Raw genomic sequence first — 18895 nt, 5'->3', positions numbered from 1 at the left:
ATAGCGTCCGCACACAGCGCGCACAGCTCAATCAGCAGCCAGGGCGCCCCGAAGAGCCGGACGGCCACTCCTCGCTAGCCACTATTGGCACGCCCTACTCAGCCACATCCGACCCTCCCGGGCCGCACAACAACTTACGGAGCCCCACTGGTACGCGCCGGCGAAGGGCGTCCCCGAAAGCGGGGCCGCGCCGGGGACGGGGCCGCCCCTCGCCGCCTGGTCTCACAACCACCCGTTGCGGCGGAAGGCCCGGTACAGCAGTCCCGCGCCGAGGGCCATCACGGCCAGCGCGCACGGATAGCCGTAGCGCCAGTTCAGCTCGGGCATGTCCGCGAAGTTCATGCCGTAGATCCCGGCGACCATGGTCGGGACGGCCAGGATGGCCGCCCAGGCGCTGATGCGGCGCATGTCGTCGTTCTGCCAGGTGCTCACCTTCGCCAGGTGGGCGTCCAGGACGGAACCGAGCAGGTCGTCCAGTGCGCGGACCTCGGTGTCGGTGCGGGTCAGGTGGTCGGCGACGTCGCGGAAGTACGGCACCAGCTGGCGCGGCCAGCTGTCGGCGGGCGAGGTGAAGTCGTGCAGGACGGGGACCAGGGGCTGGACGGCGTCCCGGAACTCCACGACCTCCCGCTTCAGGGAGTAGATCTGCTCCGTCAGGTCGTCCCGGGCGGGTGAGAACACGCACCGTTCCAGATCGGTGAGGTCCGCGCGGACCTGGGAAGCGGCCTGGGCGTAGGCGTCGACGATCACGTCGGTGACCGCGTGGAGGACGCTCGCGGGTCCGAGCCGCGCCATCCGCGGGTCGTCCGCCAGCCGCCGGGCCGCCTCCACCGTCGGGTCGTGCGTGCCGTGCCGGACGGTCAGGGCGAAGGACGGCCCGAGGAAGATCATCACCTCGCCGGTCTCCACGTCGGCGGTCCGCTCGACGAACCACAGGGTCTTCAGCGCGACCGCGAGCACGTCACCGTAGCGTTCCTGCTTCGGCCGCTGGTGCGCCGTCACGGCGTCCTCGACCGCCAGCGGGTGCAGCTCGAGGTACTTCCCCAGGCGCTGCAACTCCTCCGGGCCGGGTTCGTCGACGCGGATCCAGGCGAACTCGTCCGGTTTCAGCTCGGCCAGGCGGTCGAGCGTGGCCTGGCAGCCGTCGTCCTCCCGGCAGTCGATCGTCTCGCGTTCGCCTGTCTGCTCTCGGTAGATCGCGCACTCCATGCCTCTCGGATGCGCCTGCCACCGCGTTCCATGCACGGACGGCGCAGGTGCCTGCCGCCCGCGCTCCGTCTGCACCCGGTGGTCACCAGACCCTCACATCCGTCCGTCGCCCACCTCGCCCGGGCGGGGAACCCGGATGGAACAGCCGACCGGGAGGGAACGGGGCCGTGATCACTGTCGCCGTGCTGCTGCTGCCGGCCCTGGGTGTGCTGCTGTACGCCATGGACCGCATCGAGGACCGGCTGTCGGCCCGCCCGCGCGCGGCCCGGCACGCCCGCAAACGCCATCTGCGTCTGGTCCACGACGCCGGCCCGCGCTCCGCCGAGCGCGGTCACGCCCGGCGTGCGAACCGCCGTTCGGCACGGCACTCGGCGCGGCGCGACGCGGCGGCGTGACGCGGCGGCGTGACGCGGCGGCGTGACGCGGCGGCGTGACGGCACCTCAGACGCCGTCGGACCAGGGATCGAGCGGGGATCCGGGGGTACCCGGCGCACATGAAGCTGCATCTTCCCGGGCGGAACGCACACGACGGCAGCCATGACTCCGCGGAGCGTGCGATCCCGCCGCCCGAGGAGGCGGGGCCCGGCCCCGCGGTGGAGCGGCGCGCTCCGGACCGGCCGACGAAGCTGCCGAAGCGGGCGTGGGCGGCGGTACTGAAGGGCAGTCTGCGCGAGTTCGGGGACGACGAACTGACCGACCGGGCGGCCACGCTGACGTACTACGGCCTGTTGTCGCTGTTCCCGGCGCTGCTGGTCCTGGTGTCGCTGCTCGGCCTCACCGGCAGATCCACGACGAACACGGTGATGGACAACCTCCAGCAGTTCGCCCCCGGCTCCGCCCGCGACATCATCACCGGCGCGGTCACGCAGTTGCAGGACGACGCCAGCATCGGGTCGGTCATGGCGCTGGTCGGCATCGTCCTGGCGGTGTGGTCGGCGTCCGGGTACGTGGCCGCGTTCATCCGCGCGGCCAACCGGGTCTACGACATGCCGGAGGGCCGCCCCGTGTGGAAGATCCTCCCCGTGCGGGTCGGGCTGACGGTCGCGCTGATGGTGCTCGCCGTGGTCAGCGCCCTGATCGTCGTCTTCACCGGCGCCCTGGCCCGCCAGGCGGGGAGGGCTCTCGGGATCGGCGACACGGCGCTGACGGTGTGGTCGATCGCCAAGTGGCCCGTTCTGGTGGTCCTGGTGACGGTCATGATCGCGCTGCTGTACTGGGCCAGTCCGAACGCCCGGGTGAAGGGGTTCCGGTGGATCACACCCGGCAGCTTCCTCGCCCTGGCCCTGTGGATGATCGCGTCCGCCGCCTTCGCCTTCTACGTCGCCAACTTCGCCTCGTACAACCGGACGTACGGCACGATGGCCGGTGTCATCGTCTTCCTGGTCTGGTTGTGGATCAGCAACCTGGCGATCCTGCTCGGCCTGGAGTTCGACGCGGAAATCATCCGGCAGCGGTCGATCGCGGGCGGGCTGCCGCCGGGCAAGGAGCCCTACGCCGAGCCGCGCGACACCAGCAAGTGGACCGAGAAGGACATGCGCCGACTGGACGAGACATGACAGAGACGAGTGTGATGACGGGCCTGTTCGAAGCCGACCGGGTCATGACGCAGCGGGCGGCGTCCCGCATCCCGCCGGCCGTCGCCAAGGTGCTGTCGGCCGTGGAGGAGACCGCGGAGAGTTCGAAACTGTGGTGCGGAGCCGCCGTCGCCATGGCCTGGCTGGGGGGATGGCGGGGCCGCAGGGCCGCGGCCGCCGGAATGGGCGCGCTGGTGGTGGCGCAGGTGGTGTCGAACGGCCTGTGCAAGCAGCTCGCCGACAGGCCGAGGCCGCCCGCCGAGTGGATCCCGCACGACGAGGTCGCCGACCGCCCGGACTCCTCCTCGTTCCCTTCCGGGCACACCGCGGCCGCGGTGGCCTTCACGTCCGCCGTCGCTCCCATCTGGCCGGCCGCGGGCGCACTGTGTGCCGTGCCGGCGGCCGCGGTGGCGGTGGAGCGGGTGCAGTCGGGCGCCCACTACCCCACCGATGTCGCGGCCGGAGCCGTGGTCGGCCTGGCCGGAGCCTGGCTGGTGCGCCGCGCCCCGCGCCTGCTCCTGCGGCACTGGCGGTAGGGGGCTGTCGTGCGGCAGCACGGTAGGGGACCCTGTGAGGGTCCCCTACCGTGCTGCCGTCCGCGCTGCCGGGGGCAGCGTCACCAATAGTGTCGGCGGCCCGCTACCGCGTGTCCCATGGAGCCCATGATCCACAGGACGGCGCCGACGACCGCGAGGATGAGGCCGATCGTCCAGAGGATCGATACACCGGTGATCAGGCCGATTACCAAGAGGATGATGCCGAGGAGGAGCATGACCGCCTCCAGAATGTAGGAGTCCTCCCCCACCGTGTACCCCGGTGCCGCCCGGAGGAACGGTCGTGGCCGCGTCTTCCCGAACCGGCCGCGCGCGGCGTCCGGGGCGCTCCGGTGGCGCGGCGCGTACGCGGGGTCGTGCGGCCGGTCAGCGCGCGGCCCGGGTGGCGCTGTCGCTGTGGGGTGACTCACACAGGCCGATGCGGGCGGTGATGCGCTTGCCGGCCGCCTCCCGCTCCATGTGGAGGTTCTCGGTGACCGCCTTGACGATCTCCAGGCCGTGCTGGCCGATCCTGCCCGGGTCGGCCGCGCGGGCCGCGGGGACCGTGGGATCGCTGTCCCGGACGATGATCTCCACGGCACGCGCGGTGAGGCGCAGTTCCATCAGGACGGGGCCGGGGGCGTACTTGCGGGCGTTGGTGACGAGCTCGCTGACCACGAGCTGGGTGAGGTCCCTGGCCCGATCCGAGACGGGCACCTGGTGGTCGTCGCCGGCCCGGTCGAGAAAGGCCGCCGCGTGATGCCGGGCGTCCGCGATGCAGCGGTCCTCCGCGCCGAGGGTGTAACCGGCCCGCATCACGTGCTCGTCCCGCCCCGTACAGTCGTCGGCATCAGCATCCATGGGTCTCGTCCTCACTCCCCGTCATGCGCGCGCCAGTACCCCCCTGCGGCCGTGGCATGCAGCACGGCATGGGCACGAAATCGCCACCCGGGTGCATCCGGCCGCGTCCGTGGGGCAGAATCACCCGGGCATCCTGCCCCGAGGGGGCAAGCCTAGATTGCAGTCGAGGAGACCGTGGCCCACACCGAGCAAGCCGACCGGCCCAGCCGGCTCTCCGCGGACCATCGCGTGGTCGAAGGGGTCCGTGTCGTCACCCTGCGGGGAGAGATCGACCACGACGTCCAGGACGTGCTCAGGGGAGCTCTCCTGGGCGAGGGCGGGACGGGGACGGCCCGGATCGTCGCCGACCTCAGCGGTGTGACCTTCATGGACTCCAGCGGCATCAACGTCTTCGTCGCCGCCCACCAGCAGGTGAGCACCGAGGACGGTTGGGTGCGCATCGCGGGCGCCCAGCAGTCCGTGCTGCGCGTCCTGCAGCTGGTCGGCGTGGACACGCTCATCCCGTGCCACGCCACGACCGAGCAGGCCCTGACCGCCTGACCGCTCCCCTTCCGGCTCCGGCGGGACCGGGAGCACCGGACCGCAGGGCCCGGTCCGGCGCGCACCGGGCCCCCAGGAACCGGCACGCACCGGACCTCCTCCCCCCTCGGAAGGGGTCGCGAGGTCCGGTGCGCCGTGGCCGGGTGCCGGCCGCAGCTCACTCGGGCCAGTCGGAGTTCCGGATCACGTCCACGAAGTCGGTGCGGCGGAAGCCGGGGACGAAGTGTTCCAGGACGTCCGCGTTCACCGTCCCGAACGTGGTCTCGGGGCGGTCCCGGAAGCCGTCCGTGAACGCCTGCAGGATCTGCCGCTTGAAGTCGGGGCGGGGATGGGCCGCGGTGATCTCGCCGATCTGGGCCGGGGTGAGGGCGGCCAGCCTCAGGCCGAGCACGTCGGTCTCCACGCCCGCCGTGGTCGCCGCGATCTCCGGCGCGAGCCGGTACGGCACCTCGGGCGTGGTGTGCAGGGCCACGGCCGTCCAGACGGTTGCCGCGTCGGCTTCGGACAGGCCGTGGTCGAGCAGGAACGCGCGGGCCCGGTCGGCGCCGTCCATCTCGAACCGCTGGTGGTCGCTGCGGTACGGGGCGACCAGGCCGGTGTCGTGGAAGAGCGCCGCCACGTACAGCAGCTCGGGGTCGGGGCTGAGGCCCAGGGCCGCGGCCTGCAGGCTGCCGAAGAGGTACACCCGCCGCGAGTGGTGGAAGATCAGCGGCGGTGTGGTGCTGCGGATCAGTTCCGTGGCGTCGCGGACCAGCGTGCTGTCCGGGATGACGACACCGGCGATCTTCTCGCTCATGACGGGTTCTCCTTGGCAGAGGTGGTCGGTGGCTCCACCCTCCGTCCGCCGGGGACCCCGCGTCCGCTACCGGATGGCCGACAACCCCTCGGAAACGGCCACGCCCGCCCCCGTCGTGCCGAAGCGGCGCTGGTACCCGGTCGGGGAGATGCCCAGGTGGCGGGCGAACGCGCGGCGCAGGCTCTCGTAGCTGGGGAAACCGGACCGCGCGGCGGCCTCGGTGGCGTTGTGGCCGGAGTCCAGCAGCGCCTTCGCCAGGTCGAAGCGGATCAGTTCCACGTACCGCATCGGTGTGGTGTCCAGCTCCGTACGGAACATCCGGGTCAGGTGGCGGGGGCTGACCCGGACACGGGCGGCGAGGGCCTCCAAACTGTGGTCCGCGGTGGGGTCGGCCTGTACGGCGTCCTGGACCTGCCGCAGGGCCTGCGTCCGCGGGGCCGGCCCCTGCAGCGAGGCGGAGAACTGGGACTGTCCCCCGGCCCGCTGCATGTGGACCACGAGTGAGCGGGCGACGCCGCGGGTCAGGTCCGGTCCGTGCTCGTGCTCCACCAGGGCCAGGGCCAGATCGATACCGGCCGTCACCCCGGCCGAGGTCCAGAGCGAGCCGTCCCTGACGAAGAGCGCGTCGGGCTCGACGCGCGTGCCGGGACAGCGCCGGGCGAGCAGCTCGGTGTGCTGCCAGTGCGTCGTCGCCCGTCTGCCGTCGAGCAGGCCCGCCGCGCCGAGGACGAACGCGCCCGTGCAGATCGACGCGACCCGGCCGGCGCGGGAGGCCAGGGTCCGTGCCGCGGCGGTGAGCTCCGGGTCCACCGGGCCCCAGGGCAGTTCGTCGCCGCCGACGACCAGCAGGGTGTCGAAGGCCGGTGCCTCGGTGACGTCGGCGTCGACCGGCACCCGGACGCCGATGGACGAGGAGACCGGGGTCCCGCCGACGGACACGAGGGTCAGGCGGTAGTGGGCGCCGTACCGGTTGGCCTCGCTGAAGACCTCGGCCGGCCCGGACAGGTCCAGCATCTTCATGCCGTCGAACACGAGTACGCCGACGCTGTGCTCGCCCGGCTTCATCACTCTCACCTCATGGGTCCCGGCTCCCCGGCGGAGCTCGTCCTCCCCCATTGTCCTCACCCTCGGCCGGCTGTGCGGGTCGGCCGTGCGGGCCGGAAGCGGCGCCGGTGAGGGGCGGGGTTCGGGGACGCCTCGGGCGGCGGGGCCCGGGACGCCTCGCGGGCCGGGACGCGGGGCAGGCTGTCGGAGGGAGGCGGCGCCACGCCGCGCCGCGCCGGACCGGTGCATGTCAGCCGTCGAGCGTGGAAGTGTATGTATGTTCAACCGGCACATAGCACGGACATATGAGGTCACCGGCCTGCGGGGGAACAAGTGGGAACACACCATGAGTTGGAGCACCGACCATGCACACCACCCCCCGCGTGCACTTCCATGTTCTCGGCCCCCTGGAGATCTGGGAGGGTGAGAGACGGATCAAGCCCGGTGGTCCGGTCAACGAACGGGTCTTAGCCATGCTGCTGCTGGAGGCGGGACGGATCGTCCCGGTCTCCCGGCTGGTCCAGGCGGTCTGGGAGGAGGAGCCGCCGTCCACGGCGGTGCACCAGATCCGCAAGGCGGTCGCCGAACTGCGCCGGCGGTTGCCGTCCGGGCACGAGGTCATCGTCACCGAGCCGCCCGGTTACCGCGTCGCGCTCGACGACGGCCAGCTGGATCTGCGGATGTTCGACATCCGGGTGCGCCGCGCCCAGGAGGCCCGCGCCGAAGGCCTGTTTGACAACGCTGTCATGCAGCTCAGGACCGGACTGGACTCATGGCGGGGTCCCATCCTCGGCGGCGCTGGCGGCCCCGTCATCGACGCCGCCGCGGCCGTGTGGGAGGAACGGCGTCTGACCGCCACCGAGCAGTGCTTCGAACTGCGCCTGGACCAGGGCGAGTCGAGCGCGCTCATCGGTGAGCTGCGCGAGGCCGTCACCGCCCACCCCTACCGCGAGGTGCTGCGCGGCCACCTGCTGCTGGCCCTCTACCGCGCCGGACGGCAGGCGGAGGCGCTGGAGGAGTACACGCGGCTGCGGACCTCGCTCGCCGAGGAGCTCGGCATCGACCCCGGCCCCAAACTGGCCGCGCTGTACGAGCAGATCCTGCGCGCCGACCCGGTCCTGGACGCCCCTCCGGTGCCCCAGGACGCCAAGGAACCGCCCTTCGCGATCACCGGTGCCTCCCCGTGCACGCTGCCCTACGACCTGGCCGACTTCACCGGACGCCAGGACGAGATACGGCGGCTCACCACCCCGCCACCCGCCGACGGCGACCGGACGAGCCCGCACATCCTGCTCATCGACGGCATGGGCGGCAGCGGCAAGACCGCGCTGGCCGTGCACGCGGCGCACCGGCTGGCCGACACCTACCCCGACGGGCAGCTCTACCTCGACCTGCGCGGCTTCACGCCCGGGGAGGAGCCCTTGTCGACGGGCACCGCGCTCGGTGTGCTGCTGCGGGCGATGGGCGTGCCCGGGCGGTCCGTGCCCGAGGACCTGCTCAGCCGGATCGCGCTGTGGCGGGTCACCAGTGCCCGCCGCCGGCTGCTGCTGGTCCTGGACAACGCGGTGGACGGTGCTCAGGTCCGCCCGTTGCTGCCCGCCTCCCCCGGCAGTCTGGTCCTCATCACCAGCCGGATCCGGCTGCCCGAACTGGAGGGCGCCGAAGGGCTGTCGCTCGGTCTGCTCACCGAGGAGGAGAGCGTCGAGATGGTGCGCCGCATCCTGGGGCCGGACCGCGTGGCCGCCGAACCGGACGCCACCGCGCAGCTGGTGCGGCTGTGCGGCCGGCTGCCGCTGGCGTTGCGGGTCTGCGCCGCCCGCCTGCGCAAGCGTCCGCACTGGACGCTGCACCACCTGACCGAGCGGCTCGGCGACGACGCCCGCATCATGGGCGAACTGGAGTCCGGGGACCGGAGCGTGGCGACGGCCCTGCGCATGTCCTACGACGCGATGAGACCCGAACACCGCGCCCACTTCCGGCTGCTGAGCCTGCATCCGGGTGCGGACTTCGCGCTGCCGACGGCGGCGGCGCTGCTGGACACCGACCAGCACACCGCCGAACGGACCCTGGAACACCTGCTGGACGTGCACCTGTTGCAGGAGTTCGAGTGGGGGCGGTACTCCTTCCACGACCTGGTGCACAGCTTCGCCCGCACCCTGTCGGCCGACGATCCCGCGCAGCGGTCCGCCGCGGTGCGGCGGATGGCCGAGCGCATGGTGGCCGACCTGGAGCGCGCGTGCGACGCCCTGTTCCCCGGCCGGGTGCGCTACGGCTGCGCCCCGGCGGCCGACCCCCGGTACGCGGCAGCGGCCCTGCGCCCGCAGGACGCGCAGCGGTGGTTCGCCCAGGAGTGGCGCAACGTCGTCGCCGTCGTCCACCTCGCCGACCAGCACGGCCTGCACCGGCACGCCGCGTGGCTCAGCCGCGGCGTCGGTTTCCACCTGCACGCCCAGAACCACTTCTCCGACTTCGAGCGGACGGCCCGGCTGGCCGTGGACAGTGCGCGCAAGGAGGGCGATCCGGAACTGCTGTGCGTCTCGCTGATCAACCAGGCGGTCGCCCAGTGGCAGCGCGACCTGTTCCGGGAGGGCATCGCCTCCGCCGAGGAGGCCCTGCGGATCTCCGCCGGGCTCGACGACCCGCGCACCGAGGCGGCCTGCCTGAGCCGGCTCGGCGTCCTGTGCGCCAGCGTCGGACGGCTGACGGACGCCGTCGGCTACCTGGAGCGGGCCGGCGACGCGCACCGCGCGCTGGGTTCCGCGCGGGAGGAGGCCCAGGCCCTGGCCAACCTGTGCTTCGCCAGGGAGCGTCTGGGGCGCCTGCCCGACGCCGTGAGCGCCGGGGAACGGGCCGCCGAACTGGCGCGCCGCACGGGTGACGCGGGGATCGAGGTGACCGCGCTGGCCAACCTGTCGCTGGCCCTGCTGGGTCTGGAGCGGATCGAGGACGCGGTGGAGTGCCTGGAGCGGGCCCGGGCGCTGTGCGAGCCGCTGCGCTCGCCCGCGCTGGCCTCCCTGGTGCTGAGCAACCTGGCGGAGGCGGAGCTGCGGGCGGGACGGGCGGACACGGCGCGCGAACACGCGGTGGCCGCGCTCGACCTGGCCCGCGGTCACGGGTCACGGGCCAGACAGGCCGCCGCCGAGAACGTGCTGGGGCGGATCGACGGGGCGCGCGGCGAGCACCGGCGGGCCGTGGAGCGTCACCGGGCGGCGCTGGCGCGGGCGACGGCCATCGGGCTGCGTACGGAGATCGCCGGCTCGCACCGGGGGCTCGCGGACGCCCTGCGGGCCCTGGGGGACGTGGCCGCCGCCGACCGGCACGGCCGCTCGGCGCGGGAGCACGCCGCCGCGATGGCGCTGGACTCGCAGAGGTGAGGGGGCCGGCCGTGACGGTGCCGTGGCCGCGGCCGTGACGGCCTGATGGAGCCGGCCGCCGGGTCCCGAGCAGGAGGCGTCGGGGCCCGGCGGCCAAAGGCGGTCACGTCCTCGGAGCAGGGGTCAGGGCGCTGCTCCGGCCACCCTGTCCCCGCCCGGCACCCGGGCCGCCGGGGTGCGGGCCGCCCGGGTCGCGGCGGGAAGCAGCCGCGCGGCGATCAGTCCGGCCAGGGCCGTGGCCCGCGGCCCCGGTGGCAGGGTGACGAACTCGGTGCCGGAGGTGGAGTGACGGCTCCACGGCGCCAGACCGGGGGCGCCGGGCCCGGCGGGTGCCGGGTCCGCGCAGACCACCAGCCGGCTCTCGGTGACCGTGCGGCGCACGGCGTGCGTCAGCGGTCCCGGAGCCGGTGCCGTCGCGCGCGGCGCCGGGGCCCGGCCGGGGGCGGGCGCGTCCGACACGAACAAGGTGGTGCAGACGGCGTATCCGGCCGCCCTCTCGAACGCCCCGGCCAGCGCCAGCCCGAGGTAGGCGCCGGTTCCCCAGCCGTGCAGGGCGAACAGGCCGGTCACGCCCGCGTCGCGGACCCGGTGGACCAGACCGTCCGCCAGGTCGTGCGGGGCGCGCGCCGCCGCCGTACGGGGCCGGACCCCGTCGGCGGGCCGCAGGACGACCGGCCGGAGGGCGGCGGGCAGCGCCTGGACCAGGCGGGTCACCTCAGCGGCCGGGGTGTCCGGTCCCGGCAGGAGCACCACCGGGAACCGGCCCGCGCTCACCGTCATCTCGGTCTCCTCCCGGCTCGGGACGACGCGGAGGTCAGTGGGTGGGGCCGACATCGGTGGCCAGCACCCGGTGGTGTCCGTCCGCCCCGTGCGCACCGGCGGCTCCCGTCGTCGCGCCCGCCCAGCCGAGTACCGCCGTCATGACCACGGCCAGCGCCGCGTGCCCCAACCACCGCATGTCGTGTTCCTTTCGAGCCGTCCGTTTCCGGTGTGCCACGACAGTGCGACGGGCGGGTCCCGGTGGCGTCCCGGTGCGATACCGGCCCGATACCCGGGCAGGTCGGCCGGGTATCGGGCCGGGTCAGGGCGGGCCGGGTGTCCAGCTGCCGCGTGCGTACAGGTACGCCCGGGTCACCAGGCGGGCGACGACGGCCGTCTCGGCCTCGTCGCGCGGGCCGTAGACGAGCAGCGAGCCGTGCGGTGCGGCGGCCGTGCCCCAGCCGGCCGCGATCACCTCCTTGCCCCACGGGGCGGGCAGCATCAGGTGCAGGCTGCCGTCGTAGGGCGGGTGCACATGCCCGAACTCCGAGCCCGCGAGGAACGCCTCGGCCGGTCCGTGGGCCAGGACCGGCGCGAGATGGAACGCACGGGTCCCCCGTACGCAGACGTACGAGGGACCCGTGCGGACCCCGTCGAACGCGGTGACCGCGTCGACGAGCCGTTGTGTCAGCCCGGCGGGCGCCGGGTCGGTGAGTTGTTCCACCGGGTCACCGGTCACCACCAGTGGGGCCGGCCCCGGGCGCGGCGGCAGCGGCATGACGGCTCACCCGCCCGCCGTGCCCGAGGACAGCAGATGGCGGTTCACCGCCCGGGCCTCGGCCGCCAGTTCGTCCCGGCACACCACCTCGACACCCGCCGCGCGGAGGGTCTCCACGCCGGTGCAGTCCGCCACGAACAGGGGCGGTTCCCGCCAGGCCACGACGACCCGTCCGATGCCCGCGGCCAGCACGAGCCGCGCGCACGGGGACGGGGAGGACGCGCGCCGCGTGCACGGTTCGAGGGAGGTGTAGAGGGTGGCGTCGCGCAGAGCGGGCAGGGGGTCGCCCAGGGAGCGCAGCGCGGCCTCCTCGGCGTGGACCCGGCCGCCGTCCTGGCGCGAGTGCCCCCGGGCCAGTTCCCTGCCGTCGGCGGCGACCAGGATCGCCCCGACGGAGAACGCGGTCGGCGACGGCGGGCAGTGGCGGGAGAGGTCCACGGCGCGCCGTAACCACTCCAGGTCGCTCCCGGGACCCGGTCTGTCCCGACGGCCCGTCACGGCGGCACCCGGCGGGCCACCGCCCCGGCCGGCGCCGGACATGGACGCCTGTTCACCGGCCTCACCCCGGTCCGGTGCCGTCGGCGGGCGGGGTCTCGGCGAGCCGGAACCCCATGGCGTACAGGTCCCGGCGGTACCAGCCGTGGCGGCGGCGGCAGCGGCACAGGTCGGCGTAGCGGGTGAAGCTGCCGCCGCGGGCCACCCGGTAGGCGGTGCCGGTGTTCCCGTGCAGGTCGTCGTCGACGAGGTCGCCGCCCGGGTAGGGCCGGTAGTCGTCGGATACGTACTCCTCGACGTTGCCGGCCATGTCGTACAGGCCGAACGGGCTGCGTCCCGCCGGGTACATGCCGACCGGGGTGGTGGTCAGCGGCCCGTACTCCACGGTGTTGGCCAGGTCCTCGCCGGGTTCGTCGCCCCAGGGGTAGGCGCGGCCGTCACCGCCGGAGGCCGCGTACTCCCACTCCGCCTCGGTGGGCAGCCGGAACGCCCGGCCGGTGCGGCGGGCGAGCCAGGCGGCGTAGGCGTCGGCGTCCTGCGGGGACACGCTCCACACGGGGTGGTTGGCCAGGTGGGGCGGGTAGACGCCGAACCGCCAGGAGGTGGGCAGCCCGGCGTCCGGGTTCTCGGTGAGGAACAGCCGGTACTCCGCGTTGGTGACGGGGTGGCGCGCGATGCGGAAGGCGGCGATGTCGGCTTCGTACTCGGGAGCCTCCTTCGCGATCCACGCGCGGGTCACGCCCACGTGCCGCCAGGCGGCGGCGACCGCGTCGACCCGGTCCGCCGCCAGTCCCAGCCGCACCCGGGCGGCCGGGACGTCCGCCATCGCCGGCGCCAGCGGGTCGATGCGGGGATCGCCCAGCAGGGCCAGCAGGTTGCCGGCGGCCAGCCGCAGCAGCGGCTCGGCCGCCGGGTCCGACACGCGCAGGGCCAGCGCGCGGGGGTCCTGCCCGGCGAGCGTGCCGGTCAGGTGCCGCAGCCGGTCCTGGTCGACGCGGTCGGTGAAGGAGGCGGGCAGCCCCATCGCCGTACGGTCGTCCAGCTCGTTGGGGTTGACCACGGTGGCCTCGGCCGTGGTCATGCCGCCCGCTCCACGGGTGCCTCGGAGGCCGCCGGCGGGTCCAGCGGGTAGACCCGGCCGTCGTAGGACGAGGCGAGGAAGCGGCCGCCGGTCTCGTCCCAGTGGAGGCTGGAGATGCCGGCGGTGGTGGGCCGCACGACGACCGGCCAGTCCCCCGTCGTCACGTCGTGCACGGCGACCGTGCCCGCGTAGGAGCCCGTCGCCACGAGGCGTCCGTCCGTGGAGGCGGCGACGCACTTGACGGAGTGGTCGTGCGGCGTCGGCACGGTGCGGCTGGTGCGGCCGTCCCAGACGCGCAGGGTCAGGTCGCGGCTGACGCTGGCGAAACGGCCGCCCGGCAGCGGGGCGCAGCCGTTGGCGATCCGCGCGTGGGCCCCGTCGACGCGGCCGGTCTCGGTGAACGTCTCCAGCGAGAACCACGACACCGAGGCGTCGGCGCACACCGCGAACAGCGTGTCGCCGGAGACCGCGACGCCCTTGACGGCGTTGGTGTGCAGCGGCAGCGTGGCGACGTGCTCGGGCTCCTGCCCCTCGCGCACGGCGAAGACCAGGCCCTCGCCGGTGTAGGCGCCGACCACGACGTGCGGGACGCCGTCCCGGGTGAAGGCCGCGGCGCAGTTCAGCGGCGAGCGGTGCTGGTGCAGGACGCGTCCGTCGCGGGCGTCGAAGACCCGGCCGAGCTGACCGCCGGTCAGCACCCGGTCGCCGACCTCCACCAGGAAGTTGCACAGGCTGCCGGTGTCGGCGCGCTGCGTGCCGTCCACCCACACCAGTCCGGCGTCGCCGGTCGTCCACACGGCGCCGTCGGCGGTGGTGACGACGGAGTTGACGCAGGCCGTGGGCTCCACGCCGTCGAGGTCCCAGGTGCCGTCGGTGATGCGGTAGACGGCGTAGGACGAGCCGAACGTGCCGAAGACGAGCGTGGAGTCGTCGAGGAAGGCGCAGGAGCGGGCCCACACCTCGGCGGGGAACTCGGCGGTGTGTGTCAGCCGCAGCCCGGCCGCGGCGTCGGAGGCGTCCCACACGCGCAGGGTGCGGTCGTAGCTGAGGCTGACCAGGGACTCGGTGGCCGCGTTGTACACCAGTCGCTTGATGCCGGCCTCGTGGGCGGGCGACTTGCCGGTGCGGCCGTCGGCGATGGTGATGATCTCGCCGTCGTCGTTGCCCGCGTAGACCACGCCGGCCCGGGTGATCGCGATGGTGTCCGTCTCCACGCCGCCGAGGTCGACCTCGCCGACCATGCCGCCGGTCGCCAGGGACCAGCGCTTGACGGTGCCGTCGTCGCTGGAGGTGAGCAGTTCGTCGCTCTCCCCCAGCCAGGCGACGGAGATGACGTCGGCGGTGTGGCCCTCGAAGCGGGCCACGAGCGCGCCGTTGAAGTCGTAGACCCGCAGCAGGTGGTCGCGCGAGGCGGTGGCGACCAGTTCCCGGCTCGGGTGGAAGACGGACATCTCCACGTCGTCCTTTTGCTCGCTCAGGACGGCACGGAGCTTCAGGTCGGGCACCGACCACAGCCGGGCGGTGTAGTCGCTCGACGAGGTCAGCAGCAGCTTCCCGTCCGGGCTGAACGCGACCTGGTTGGCCAGGTGGTCGTGGACGGCGCGGGCGAGCGGCGTCCTGCGGGCCGCGTCCCACAGGATGACCTGGTTGTCGTAGCCGGCCGTGGCCACGTACGCGCCGCCGAAGGCCGCGACGCCGCTGATCGGCCCGTGATGGCGTATCACGCTGACTCCTCCAGTCGGATGGTGTGAGAGGTGCGGGCGACCTTCGCCGTCAGATAGCCGGTGTTGTGCGGGTTGACGAAGACGCCCGTCGCGACGGTGCGCCGCACCCGGATGCCGTAACGGCGCAGTTGCTCGCACTTGTTGGGGTTGTTGGTGAGCAGGTCGATCTCGTCGTGGCCGAGGGCCCGCAGCATCTGCGCGGCGGCCGCGTAGTCGCGTTCGTCCTCGCCCATTCCCAGGGCCCGATTGGCCTCGTAGGTGTCCAGGCCGCGGTCCTGCAGCCCGTACGCGTCGAGCTTGTTGTACAGGCCGATGCCGCGCCCTTCCTGGCGCAGGTACAGCAGCAGGCCGCCGGCGGTGTCGATCATGCGCAGCGCCTCGCGCAGCTGGGGCCCGCAGTCGCAGCGGGCGGAGCCGAAGACGTCGCCGGTCAGGCACTCGGAGTGCACCCGCACCAGCGGCACGCCGTCCTGGGCGGTGCCCAGGCGCAGCGCCAGGTGCTCGCGCCCGTCGACCAGCCCGCGGAAGGTCAGGACGCGGGCGGCGATGGGGTCGCCCGTCGCCGGGTAGAGAGGGATGCGGACGCTCTGGCGCACCTCCGCCCTGGGCGGCGCGTCACCGGCGGCGTCGGGGTGGCGCAGCGCGGGCACGGAGGCGGCCGGGAGGTCGGTGGTGCGGGTGTCGCCGGGTATGTGGGGCATGTTTCCTCCTCCTAGGCCGGCTCGGTCGTCGCCGGGTTCGTCGGGGTCCAGGCGGTGCGGGCGCGGTGCAGATGGACGAGCACCACCGACGAGGCGACGCCGAGCGCCAGGAACGTGGCGTGCGGGCCCGCAGCGTCTTCGAGCGGGGGGATCACAACAGGGGACAGCAGTGCGGCGGATCCCGTCAGCAGCCACATCAGTCCCGAGGCCCGGCCCATGACCGCCTGCGGCAGGTACCGCACCCGCAGCATCACCACGGCCGCCAGCAACGCGCCCTGGGCGACGGCGCCGAGGGCCAGGGCCACGAGGAACAGCGGCCACACCGGCACCGCCAGCAGGGCCAGGGAGACCGCGCGGACGACCACGGCGGCGGGCAGCAGCGTCGCGGGGCGCAGTCGTTCGCGCTGTGACACCAGCAGGTTGCCGGTCAGCAGGCTCAGGTTCACGGCCGCGACGACCCAGCCGGCCTGCTGTGCGGACAGCTGCCAGGAGTGGCGCAGTTCGAAGAGGACCAGGGACGTCAGGCCGGTGCCGCAGACGGCCTCCAGCACCATCTGCAGGACGAGCGTGACGGCGATGCGCCGGTCGGCGAGGGTGTCGCGCCAGACACCGCGCAGTCGTGCCGGTTCGCGCCGGCGGCTGTCCGTCGCGGGGCGGCGGGGCGGGCGGACACCCGCCGCCCACACCGCCAGGGGCGCGAAGAACGTGGGCAGGTTCAGCCACAGCACCCCGAGGTAGCCCAGCAGGGGCAGGGTGGCCGCGACCAGGACCGGCCCGGCCAGTGTCGTGGCGAGGAACAGGCTGTTGAGGGTGCCACGGGCGCGGGCCGGGCAGCGCGGGAACATCACCGGGACGTCGGTCATCCAGCCGACGCGGTAGGCGACGCCGCCGGCGGCCACCACCAGGGCGCAGAGGAACAGCACCCACGGCGCGGGATCGCCCTGCCACAGCAGCAGGTTCATCACGGTGGCCGCCGACGCCTGCGCCAGCAGTCCGTACAGGACGAGGCCGGCGGTGCCGCGCCGGTCGGCCACCGAGCCGAACCAGGGGGCGAGCAGCATGCTCATCGGCACGGTGGCCGCCAGCCAGGTCATCACCGCGAGGGAGCCGGTCAGGCGGTACGCCAGCAGGGGCAGCGCGGTCGCGTACAGGGCTTCGCCGAGGTTGTTGACCATGTTCCCGGCGGCGAAGACCCTGAAGGAGCGCTCGGCGAACGGCGAGGGCTCCACGACCTCGTCGCCGCGGTCGCTGCCCCGGGCGCGCACCCGGTCGGCGGTGGTCACGGCCGGGCCGCGCCGGTCGCGGCGGGGAAGGGACGGGCGCCGGAGGACCGCGGCAGCCACAGGTCGCGCAGCACGCTGAGGACGGGGCCCTCGCCGCCGCGGTCCACGCGGTACAGGCGCAGGTAGCCGCCCCGGCCGCCGACGACCACGTAGGCCCGGCCGTCCGCGCCGCGCAGGGCCGTCATCCCCTTGGGGAAGTCGGGCAGGTCCTCGTGCAGGGCCAGCAGTTCGCCGCTGTCGTGGTCGTAGGCGGCGATCTGCATGCCGTAGGTGACCACGCACAGGGTGCCGTCGATCAGGGCGCAGTTCTCGGCGGTGTTGTCGAGGAGTTCCACGAACTGGCGCCGCGGCTTGTCCTCGCCGACGACGATCTCCTTGACGCCTCCGCCGCCGGTGACGCGCAGCCGGTCGCCGTCGACGAGCAGCCGCTTGGGGTAGCTCTCCAGCTCCGTCTCCCAGGTGACGCCGCCCTGTTCGTCGTAGGCGGCGAGCCGGCCGGTGCGGGTGCCGAGCACCCGGCGGCCGTCGGGCAGGTAGGCCGACGCCCAGGCGCCGGCGGGCAGTCGGTCCACGTGGAGCAGCTGCCGGCCGGTGGCCGCGTCGAACTCGAAGCCGCCGGCGTTGCAGGCGACGAGGACGCGGCTGTGGTCCGGGGAGACCGAGACGGTGTGGACGATGCCGGGCAGGCGGGACTCCCACACGGTGGTGCCGTCGGGGGTGAAGCGGCGCACGGTGCCGGGCCAGAAGATGGCCACCCGGTCGTCGCCGCACGGCTCGGCGCGGCGGGCGAAACCGGGGGCGTCGTGGTACTCGTCGACCAGGTCGAGGCGGGCGTGGTCGCCGCTGGTGCGAAGGCGGACCACGGCGGTGCCGTCGTCGGTGGCGGCCAGGACGGTGGTGCCGTCGCCGGGCAGCGGGCGCAGGTCCCACACGCACTGGCGGGTGTAGGAGAGCCGGTGCAGCAGTTCGCCCTCCGGGGACAGTGCCGTGATCTCGCCGTCCTGGGTGAGGGTGTAGACGCGTCCCTGCTCGTCGATGGTGACGTCGATGATCTGGTGGCTGAAGCCGTCGACCCGCTTGCGGACGGTCAGTTCGGGCGTGGTGTTGTCGAACAGCAGCAGTTCCCCGTCGAAGCCGCCGATGTAGGCGGTGGTGAAGTCCGGGGAGAACACCAGCCCTTCGACGTCGTTGCGGGCGAAGTGCATACGCTGGCCGACCGTTCCGTCGAGCCCGATGGTCACGACGCCGTTGGAGACGTTGCGGGTGTCGTCGATGCCGGCGTCGCCGATGGCCCAGAAGCGCCGGTGCCGGGCGTCGTAGACGACACGGTGGACGTTGGAGGTGTCGATGCGCACCGTGGTCGGGAAGGACCACTCCTCCAGCGAGCCGAGGTGGACGCACCCGTGCCGGTCGGAGACGGCGTGCACGCCGGGGGCGTCGGTGCAGAACCATTCGAGCATGTCGTAGCCGTGCGGCCACTGCACGATCCGCTCGACGGCGAACGTCTCCACGTCGAGGACGACGACCTGGAAGTACCCGTTGTCGACATAGGCCTTGCCGTTCCACAGGCCGATGCCGCGCAGCATGGTGGGGGACGGCTGTTCGCCCTCCAGGAGCAGGGAGCGGTCGGCGGTGGCGCGGGCGTCGAGGCGGTCGGCCAGGTCCAGGGTGTCGGCGTTCCAGCGGCACAGGGTGCCGGTCTTGTCGCGGGTGATGATCCAGTCGCCGGCGAGGGCGACGCCGTACACCGGCTGGCCGGCCGGGTCCTGCGCGAGGGCGGGGACGCCGGAGGAGCGGCGCAGGGTCAGGTCGTGGTCGAGCAGGTGCAGGCCACCGCGGACGTCACAGGCCAGGAGCCCGCGGCCGGGCAGGCTGACGATCCGTGTGATCCGTTCGGGGATGCCCATGGCGAAACTCCACTCCTGTCGGACGGGGTTGGGCAGCAGCAGCAAAGGTGAGCAGAGGGGTCAACAGGCAACAGGTGTGCCCCCCGGGGCGGGCCGAGCCTGCCCCAGGGGGCGGATCCTCACTGCGCTACAGGGTGAGGACGCCTCAGATGGCGGCGCGGGTCACGCGACGGACGAGCTTGGTCATGGGACTGCACCTCCTTCGCACTCTCTTGCCGGGAAACGGGGACTCACCG

General features: G+C 73.6%; 19 protein-coding genes. 5 read left to right on the top strand and 14 right to left on the bottom strand.

The features are described from left to right. Positions 1-222: 222 nt before the first annotated feature. Positions 223-1209: a magnesium and cobalt transport protein CorA gene (locus ACPXCS_RS25630; RefSeq protein WP_425949580.1), complete on the bottom strand. Its 987-nt coding sequence runs from the start codon at positions 1207-1209 to the stop codon at positions 223-225. Between the two features lie 167 nt (positions 1210-1376). Here ACPXCS_RS25630 and ACPXCS_RS25625 point away from each other — a divergent pair, with 167 nt between their 5' ends. From ACPXCS_RS25625 to ACPXCS_RS25615, 3 genes are all read left to right on the top strand, one after another. Next, complete coding sequence (locus tag ACPXCS_RS25625; protein WP_425949578.1) at positions 1377-1604, top strand: hypothetical protein; 228 nt, start codon at positions 1377-1379, stop codon at positions 1602-1604. Positions 1605-1703: 99 nt separating this feature from the next. Then, a complete protein-coding gene (locus ACPXCS_RS25620; RefSeq protein ID WP_425949576.1) occupies positions 1704-2765 on the top strand; it encodes a YihY/virulence factor BrkB family protein in 1062 nt (353 codons plus the stop codon). After that, positions 2762-3319, top strand: coding sequence for a phosphatase PAP2 family protein (locus ACPXCS_RS25615; protein ID WP_425949575.1), 558 nt, complete (start codon positions 2762-2764; stop codon positions 3317-3319). The genes ACPXCS_RS25620 and ACPXCS_RS25615 overlap by 4 nt, the downstream gene beginning before the upstream one ends. Positions 3320-3399: 80 nt before the next feature. Here the strand turns inward: ACPXCS_RS25615 and ACPXCS_RS25610 are convergent, their stop codons facing one another. After that, entirely contained in the window at positions 3400-3555 is a 156-nt protein-coding gene (locus ACPXCS_RS25610; protein ID WP_425949573.1) for a DUF6131 family protein, read from the bottom strand. Between the two features lie 148 nt (positions 3556-3703). Continuing rightward, the gene (locus ACPXCS_RS25605; RefSeq protein ID WP_425949572.1) at positions 3704-4177 is read right to left on the bottom strand and encodes an ATP-binding protein; all 474 of its coding nucleotides are present in this window, start codon (positions 4175-4177) and stop codon (positions 3704-3706) included. 174 nt (positions 4178-4351) lie between these two features. Here ACPXCS_RS25605 and ACPXCS_RS25600 point away from each other — a divergent pair, with 174 nt between their 5' ends. After that, on the top strand, positions 4352-4717 hold the full coding sequence (locus ACPXCS_RS25600; protein ID WP_425949571.1) for an STAS domain-containing protein: 366 nt from the start codon (positions 4352-4354) through the stop codon (positions 4715-4717). Positions 4718-4874: 157 nt separating this feature from the next. Here ACPXCS_RS25600 and ACPXCS_RS25595 read toward each other — a convergent pair whose 3' ends face one another. Further along, a complete protein-coding gene (locus tag ACPXCS_RS25595; RefSeq protein WP_425949570.1) occupies positions 4875-5513 on the bottom strand; it encodes an HD domain-containing protein in 639 nt (212 codons plus the stop codon). A 66-nt stretch (positions 5514-5579) separates the two neighbouring features. Beyond that, the gene (locus tag ACPXCS_RS25590) at positions 5580-6578 is read right to left on the bottom strand and encodes a GlxA family transcriptional regulator (protein ID WP_425949569.1); all 999 of its coding nucleotides are present in this window, start codon (positions 6576-6578) and stop codon (positions 5580-5582) included. Positions 6579-6922: 344 nt separating this feature from the next. On the opposite strand from ACPXCS_RS25590, the gene ACPXCS_RS25585 reads away from it, so the two are divergent. Next, positions 6923-9931 (top strand): AfsR/SARP family transcriptional regulator, encoded by a 3009-nt coding sequence (locus ACPXCS_RS25585; protein WP_425949567.1) that lies wholly within the window; start codon positions 6923-6925, stop codon positions 9929-9931. A gap of 123 nt (positions 9932-10054) precedes the next feature. Here ACPXCS_RS25585 and ACPXCS_RS25580 read toward each other — a convergent pair whose 3' ends face one another. From ACPXCS_RS25580 to ACPXCS_RS25540, 9 genes are all read right to left on the bottom strand, one after another. Next, on the bottom strand, positions 10055-10711 hold the full coding sequence (locus ACPXCS_RS25580) for a hypothetical protein (protein ID WP_425949566.1): 657 nt from the start codon (positions 10709-10711) through the stop codon (positions 10055-10057). Positions 10712-10745: 34 nt separating this feature from the next. Beyond that, positions 10746-10889, bottom strand: coding sequence for a hypothetical protein (locus tag ACPXCS_RS25575; protein ID WP_425949565.1), 144 nt, complete (start codon positions 10887-10889; stop codon positions 10746-10748). A gap of 123 nt (positions 10890-11012) precedes the next feature. Then, positions 11013-11468, bottom strand: coding sequence for a luciferase family protein (locus ACPXCS_RS25570; protein ID WP_425949563.1), 456 nt, complete (start codon positions 11466-11468; stop codon positions 11013-11015). Positions 11469-11474: 6 nt separating this feature from the next. Then, the gene (locus tag ACPXCS_RS25565) at positions 11475-11966 is read right to left on the bottom strand and encodes a dCMP deaminase (protein WP_425949561.1); all 492 of its coding nucleotides are present in this window, start codon (positions 11964-11966) and stop codon (positions 11475-11477) included. A 61-nt stretch (positions 11967-12027) separates the two neighbouring features. Continuing rightward, positions 12028-13044: a formylglycine-generating enzyme family protein gene (locus tag ACPXCS_RS25560; RefSeq protein WP_425949559.1), complete on the bottom strand. Its 1017-nt coding sequence runs from the start codon at positions 13042-13044 to the stop codon at positions 12028-12030. Then, the gene (locus ACPXCS_RS25555; RefSeq protein ID WP_425949557.1) at positions 13041-14768 is read right to left on the bottom strand and encodes a WD40 repeat domain-containing protein; all 1728 of its coding nucleotides are present in this window, start codon (positions 14766-14768) and stop codon (positions 13041-13043) included. Before ACPXCS_RS25555 ends, ACPXCS_RS25560 begins: the two co-directional genes overlap by 4 nt. After that, on the bottom strand, positions 14765-15469 hold the full coding sequence (locus ACPXCS_RS25550; RefSeq protein WP_425949556.1) for a GTP cyclohydrolase II: 705 nt from the start codon (positions 15467-15469) through the stop codon (positions 14765-14767). The genes ACPXCS_RS25555 and ACPXCS_RS25550 overlap by 4 nt, the downstream gene beginning before the upstream one ends. Positions 15470-15480: 11 nt before the next feature. Then, positions 15481-16752: an MFS transporter gene (locus ACPXCS_RS25545; RefSeq protein ID WP_425949555.1), complete on the bottom strand. Its 1272-nt coding sequence runs from the start codon at positions 16750-16752 to the stop codon at positions 15481-15483. Continuing rightward, the gene (locus ACPXCS_RS25540; RefSeq protein ID WP_425949554.1) at positions 16749-18659 is read right to left on the bottom strand and encodes a PQQ-binding-like beta-propeller repeat protein; all 1911 of its coding nucleotides are present in this window, start codon (positions 18657-18659) and stop codon (positions 16749-16751) included. Before ACPXCS_RS25540 ends, ACPXCS_RS25545 begins: the two co-directional genes overlap by 4 nt. Positions 18660-18895 lie beyond the last annotated feature (236 nt).

Origin of the sequence: Streptomyces sp. DT190 (assembly GCF_049846985.1) — a bacterium.
Lineage (GTDB): Bacteria > Actinomycetota > Actinomycetes > Streptomycetales > Streptomycetaceae > Streptomyces.
The sequence above is the reverse complement of the archived record's forward strand: the minus strand, read 5'-3'. Positions and strand labels throughout refer to the sequence as shown.

Excerpts from the sequence above, each read along its gene's own strand:
- ACPXCS_RS25560 (WP_425949559.1), bottom strand. The coding sequence starts at position 13,044 with ATGACCACGGCCGAGGCCACCGTGGTCAACCCCAACGAGCTGGACGAC.
- ACPXCS_RS25575 (WP_425949565.1), bottom strand. The coding sequence starts at position 10,889 with ATGCGGTGGTTGGGGCACGCGGCGCTGGCCGTGGTCATGACGGCGGTA.
- ACPXCS_RS25585 (WP_425949567.1), top strand. The coding sequence starts at position 6,923 with ATGCACACCACCCCCCGCGTGCACTTCCATGTTCTCGGCCCCCTGGAG.
- ACPXCS_RS25590 (WP_425949569.1), bottom strand. The coding sequence starts at position 6,578 with ATGAAGCCGGGCGAGCACAGCGTCGGCGTACTCGTGTTCGACGGCATG.
- ACPXCS_RS25595 (WP_425949570.1), bottom strand. The coding sequence starts at position 5,513 with ATGAGCGAGAAGATCGCCGGTGTCGTCATCCCGGACAGCACGCTGGTC.
- ACPXCS_RS25615 (WP_425949575.1), top strand. The coding sequence starts at position 2,762 with ATGACAGAGACGAGTGTGATGACGGGCCTGTTCGAAGCCGACCGGGTC.
- ACPXCS_RS25570 (WP_425949563.1), bottom strand. The coding sequence starts at position 11,468 with ATGCCGCTGCCGCCGCGCCCGGGGCCGGCCCCACTGGTGGTGACCGGT.
- ACPXCS_RS25610 (WP_425949573.1), bottom strand. The coding sequence starts at position 3,555 with ATGCTCCTCCTCGGCATCATCCTCTTGGTAATCGGCCTGATCACCGGT.
- ACPXCS_RS25540 (WP_425949554.1), bottom strand. The coding sequence starts at position 18,659 with ATGGGCATCCCCGAACGGATCACACGGATCGTCAGCCTGCCCGGCCGC.
- ACPXCS_RS25605 (WP_425949572.1), bottom strand. The coding sequence starts at position 4,177 with ATGGATGCTGATGCCGACGACTGTACGGGGCGGGACGAGCACGTGATG.
- ACPXCS_RS25550 (WP_425949556.1), bottom strand. The coding sequence starts at position 15,469 with ATGCCCCACATACCCGGCGACACCCGCACCACCGACCTCCCGGCCGCC.
- ACPXCS_RS25630 (WP_425949580.1), bottom strand. The coding sequence starts at position 1,209 with ATGGAGTGCGCGATCTACCGAGAGCAGACAGGCGAACGCGAGACGATC.
- ACPXCS_RS25620 (WP_425949576.1), top strand. The coding sequence starts at position 1,704 with ATGAAGCTGCATCTTCCCGGGCGGAACGCACACGACGGCAGCCATGAC.
- ACPXCS_RS25580 (WP_425949566.1), bottom strand. The coding sequence starts at position 10,711 with ATGACGGTGAGCGCGGGCCGGTTCCCGGTGGTGCTCCTGCCGGGACCG.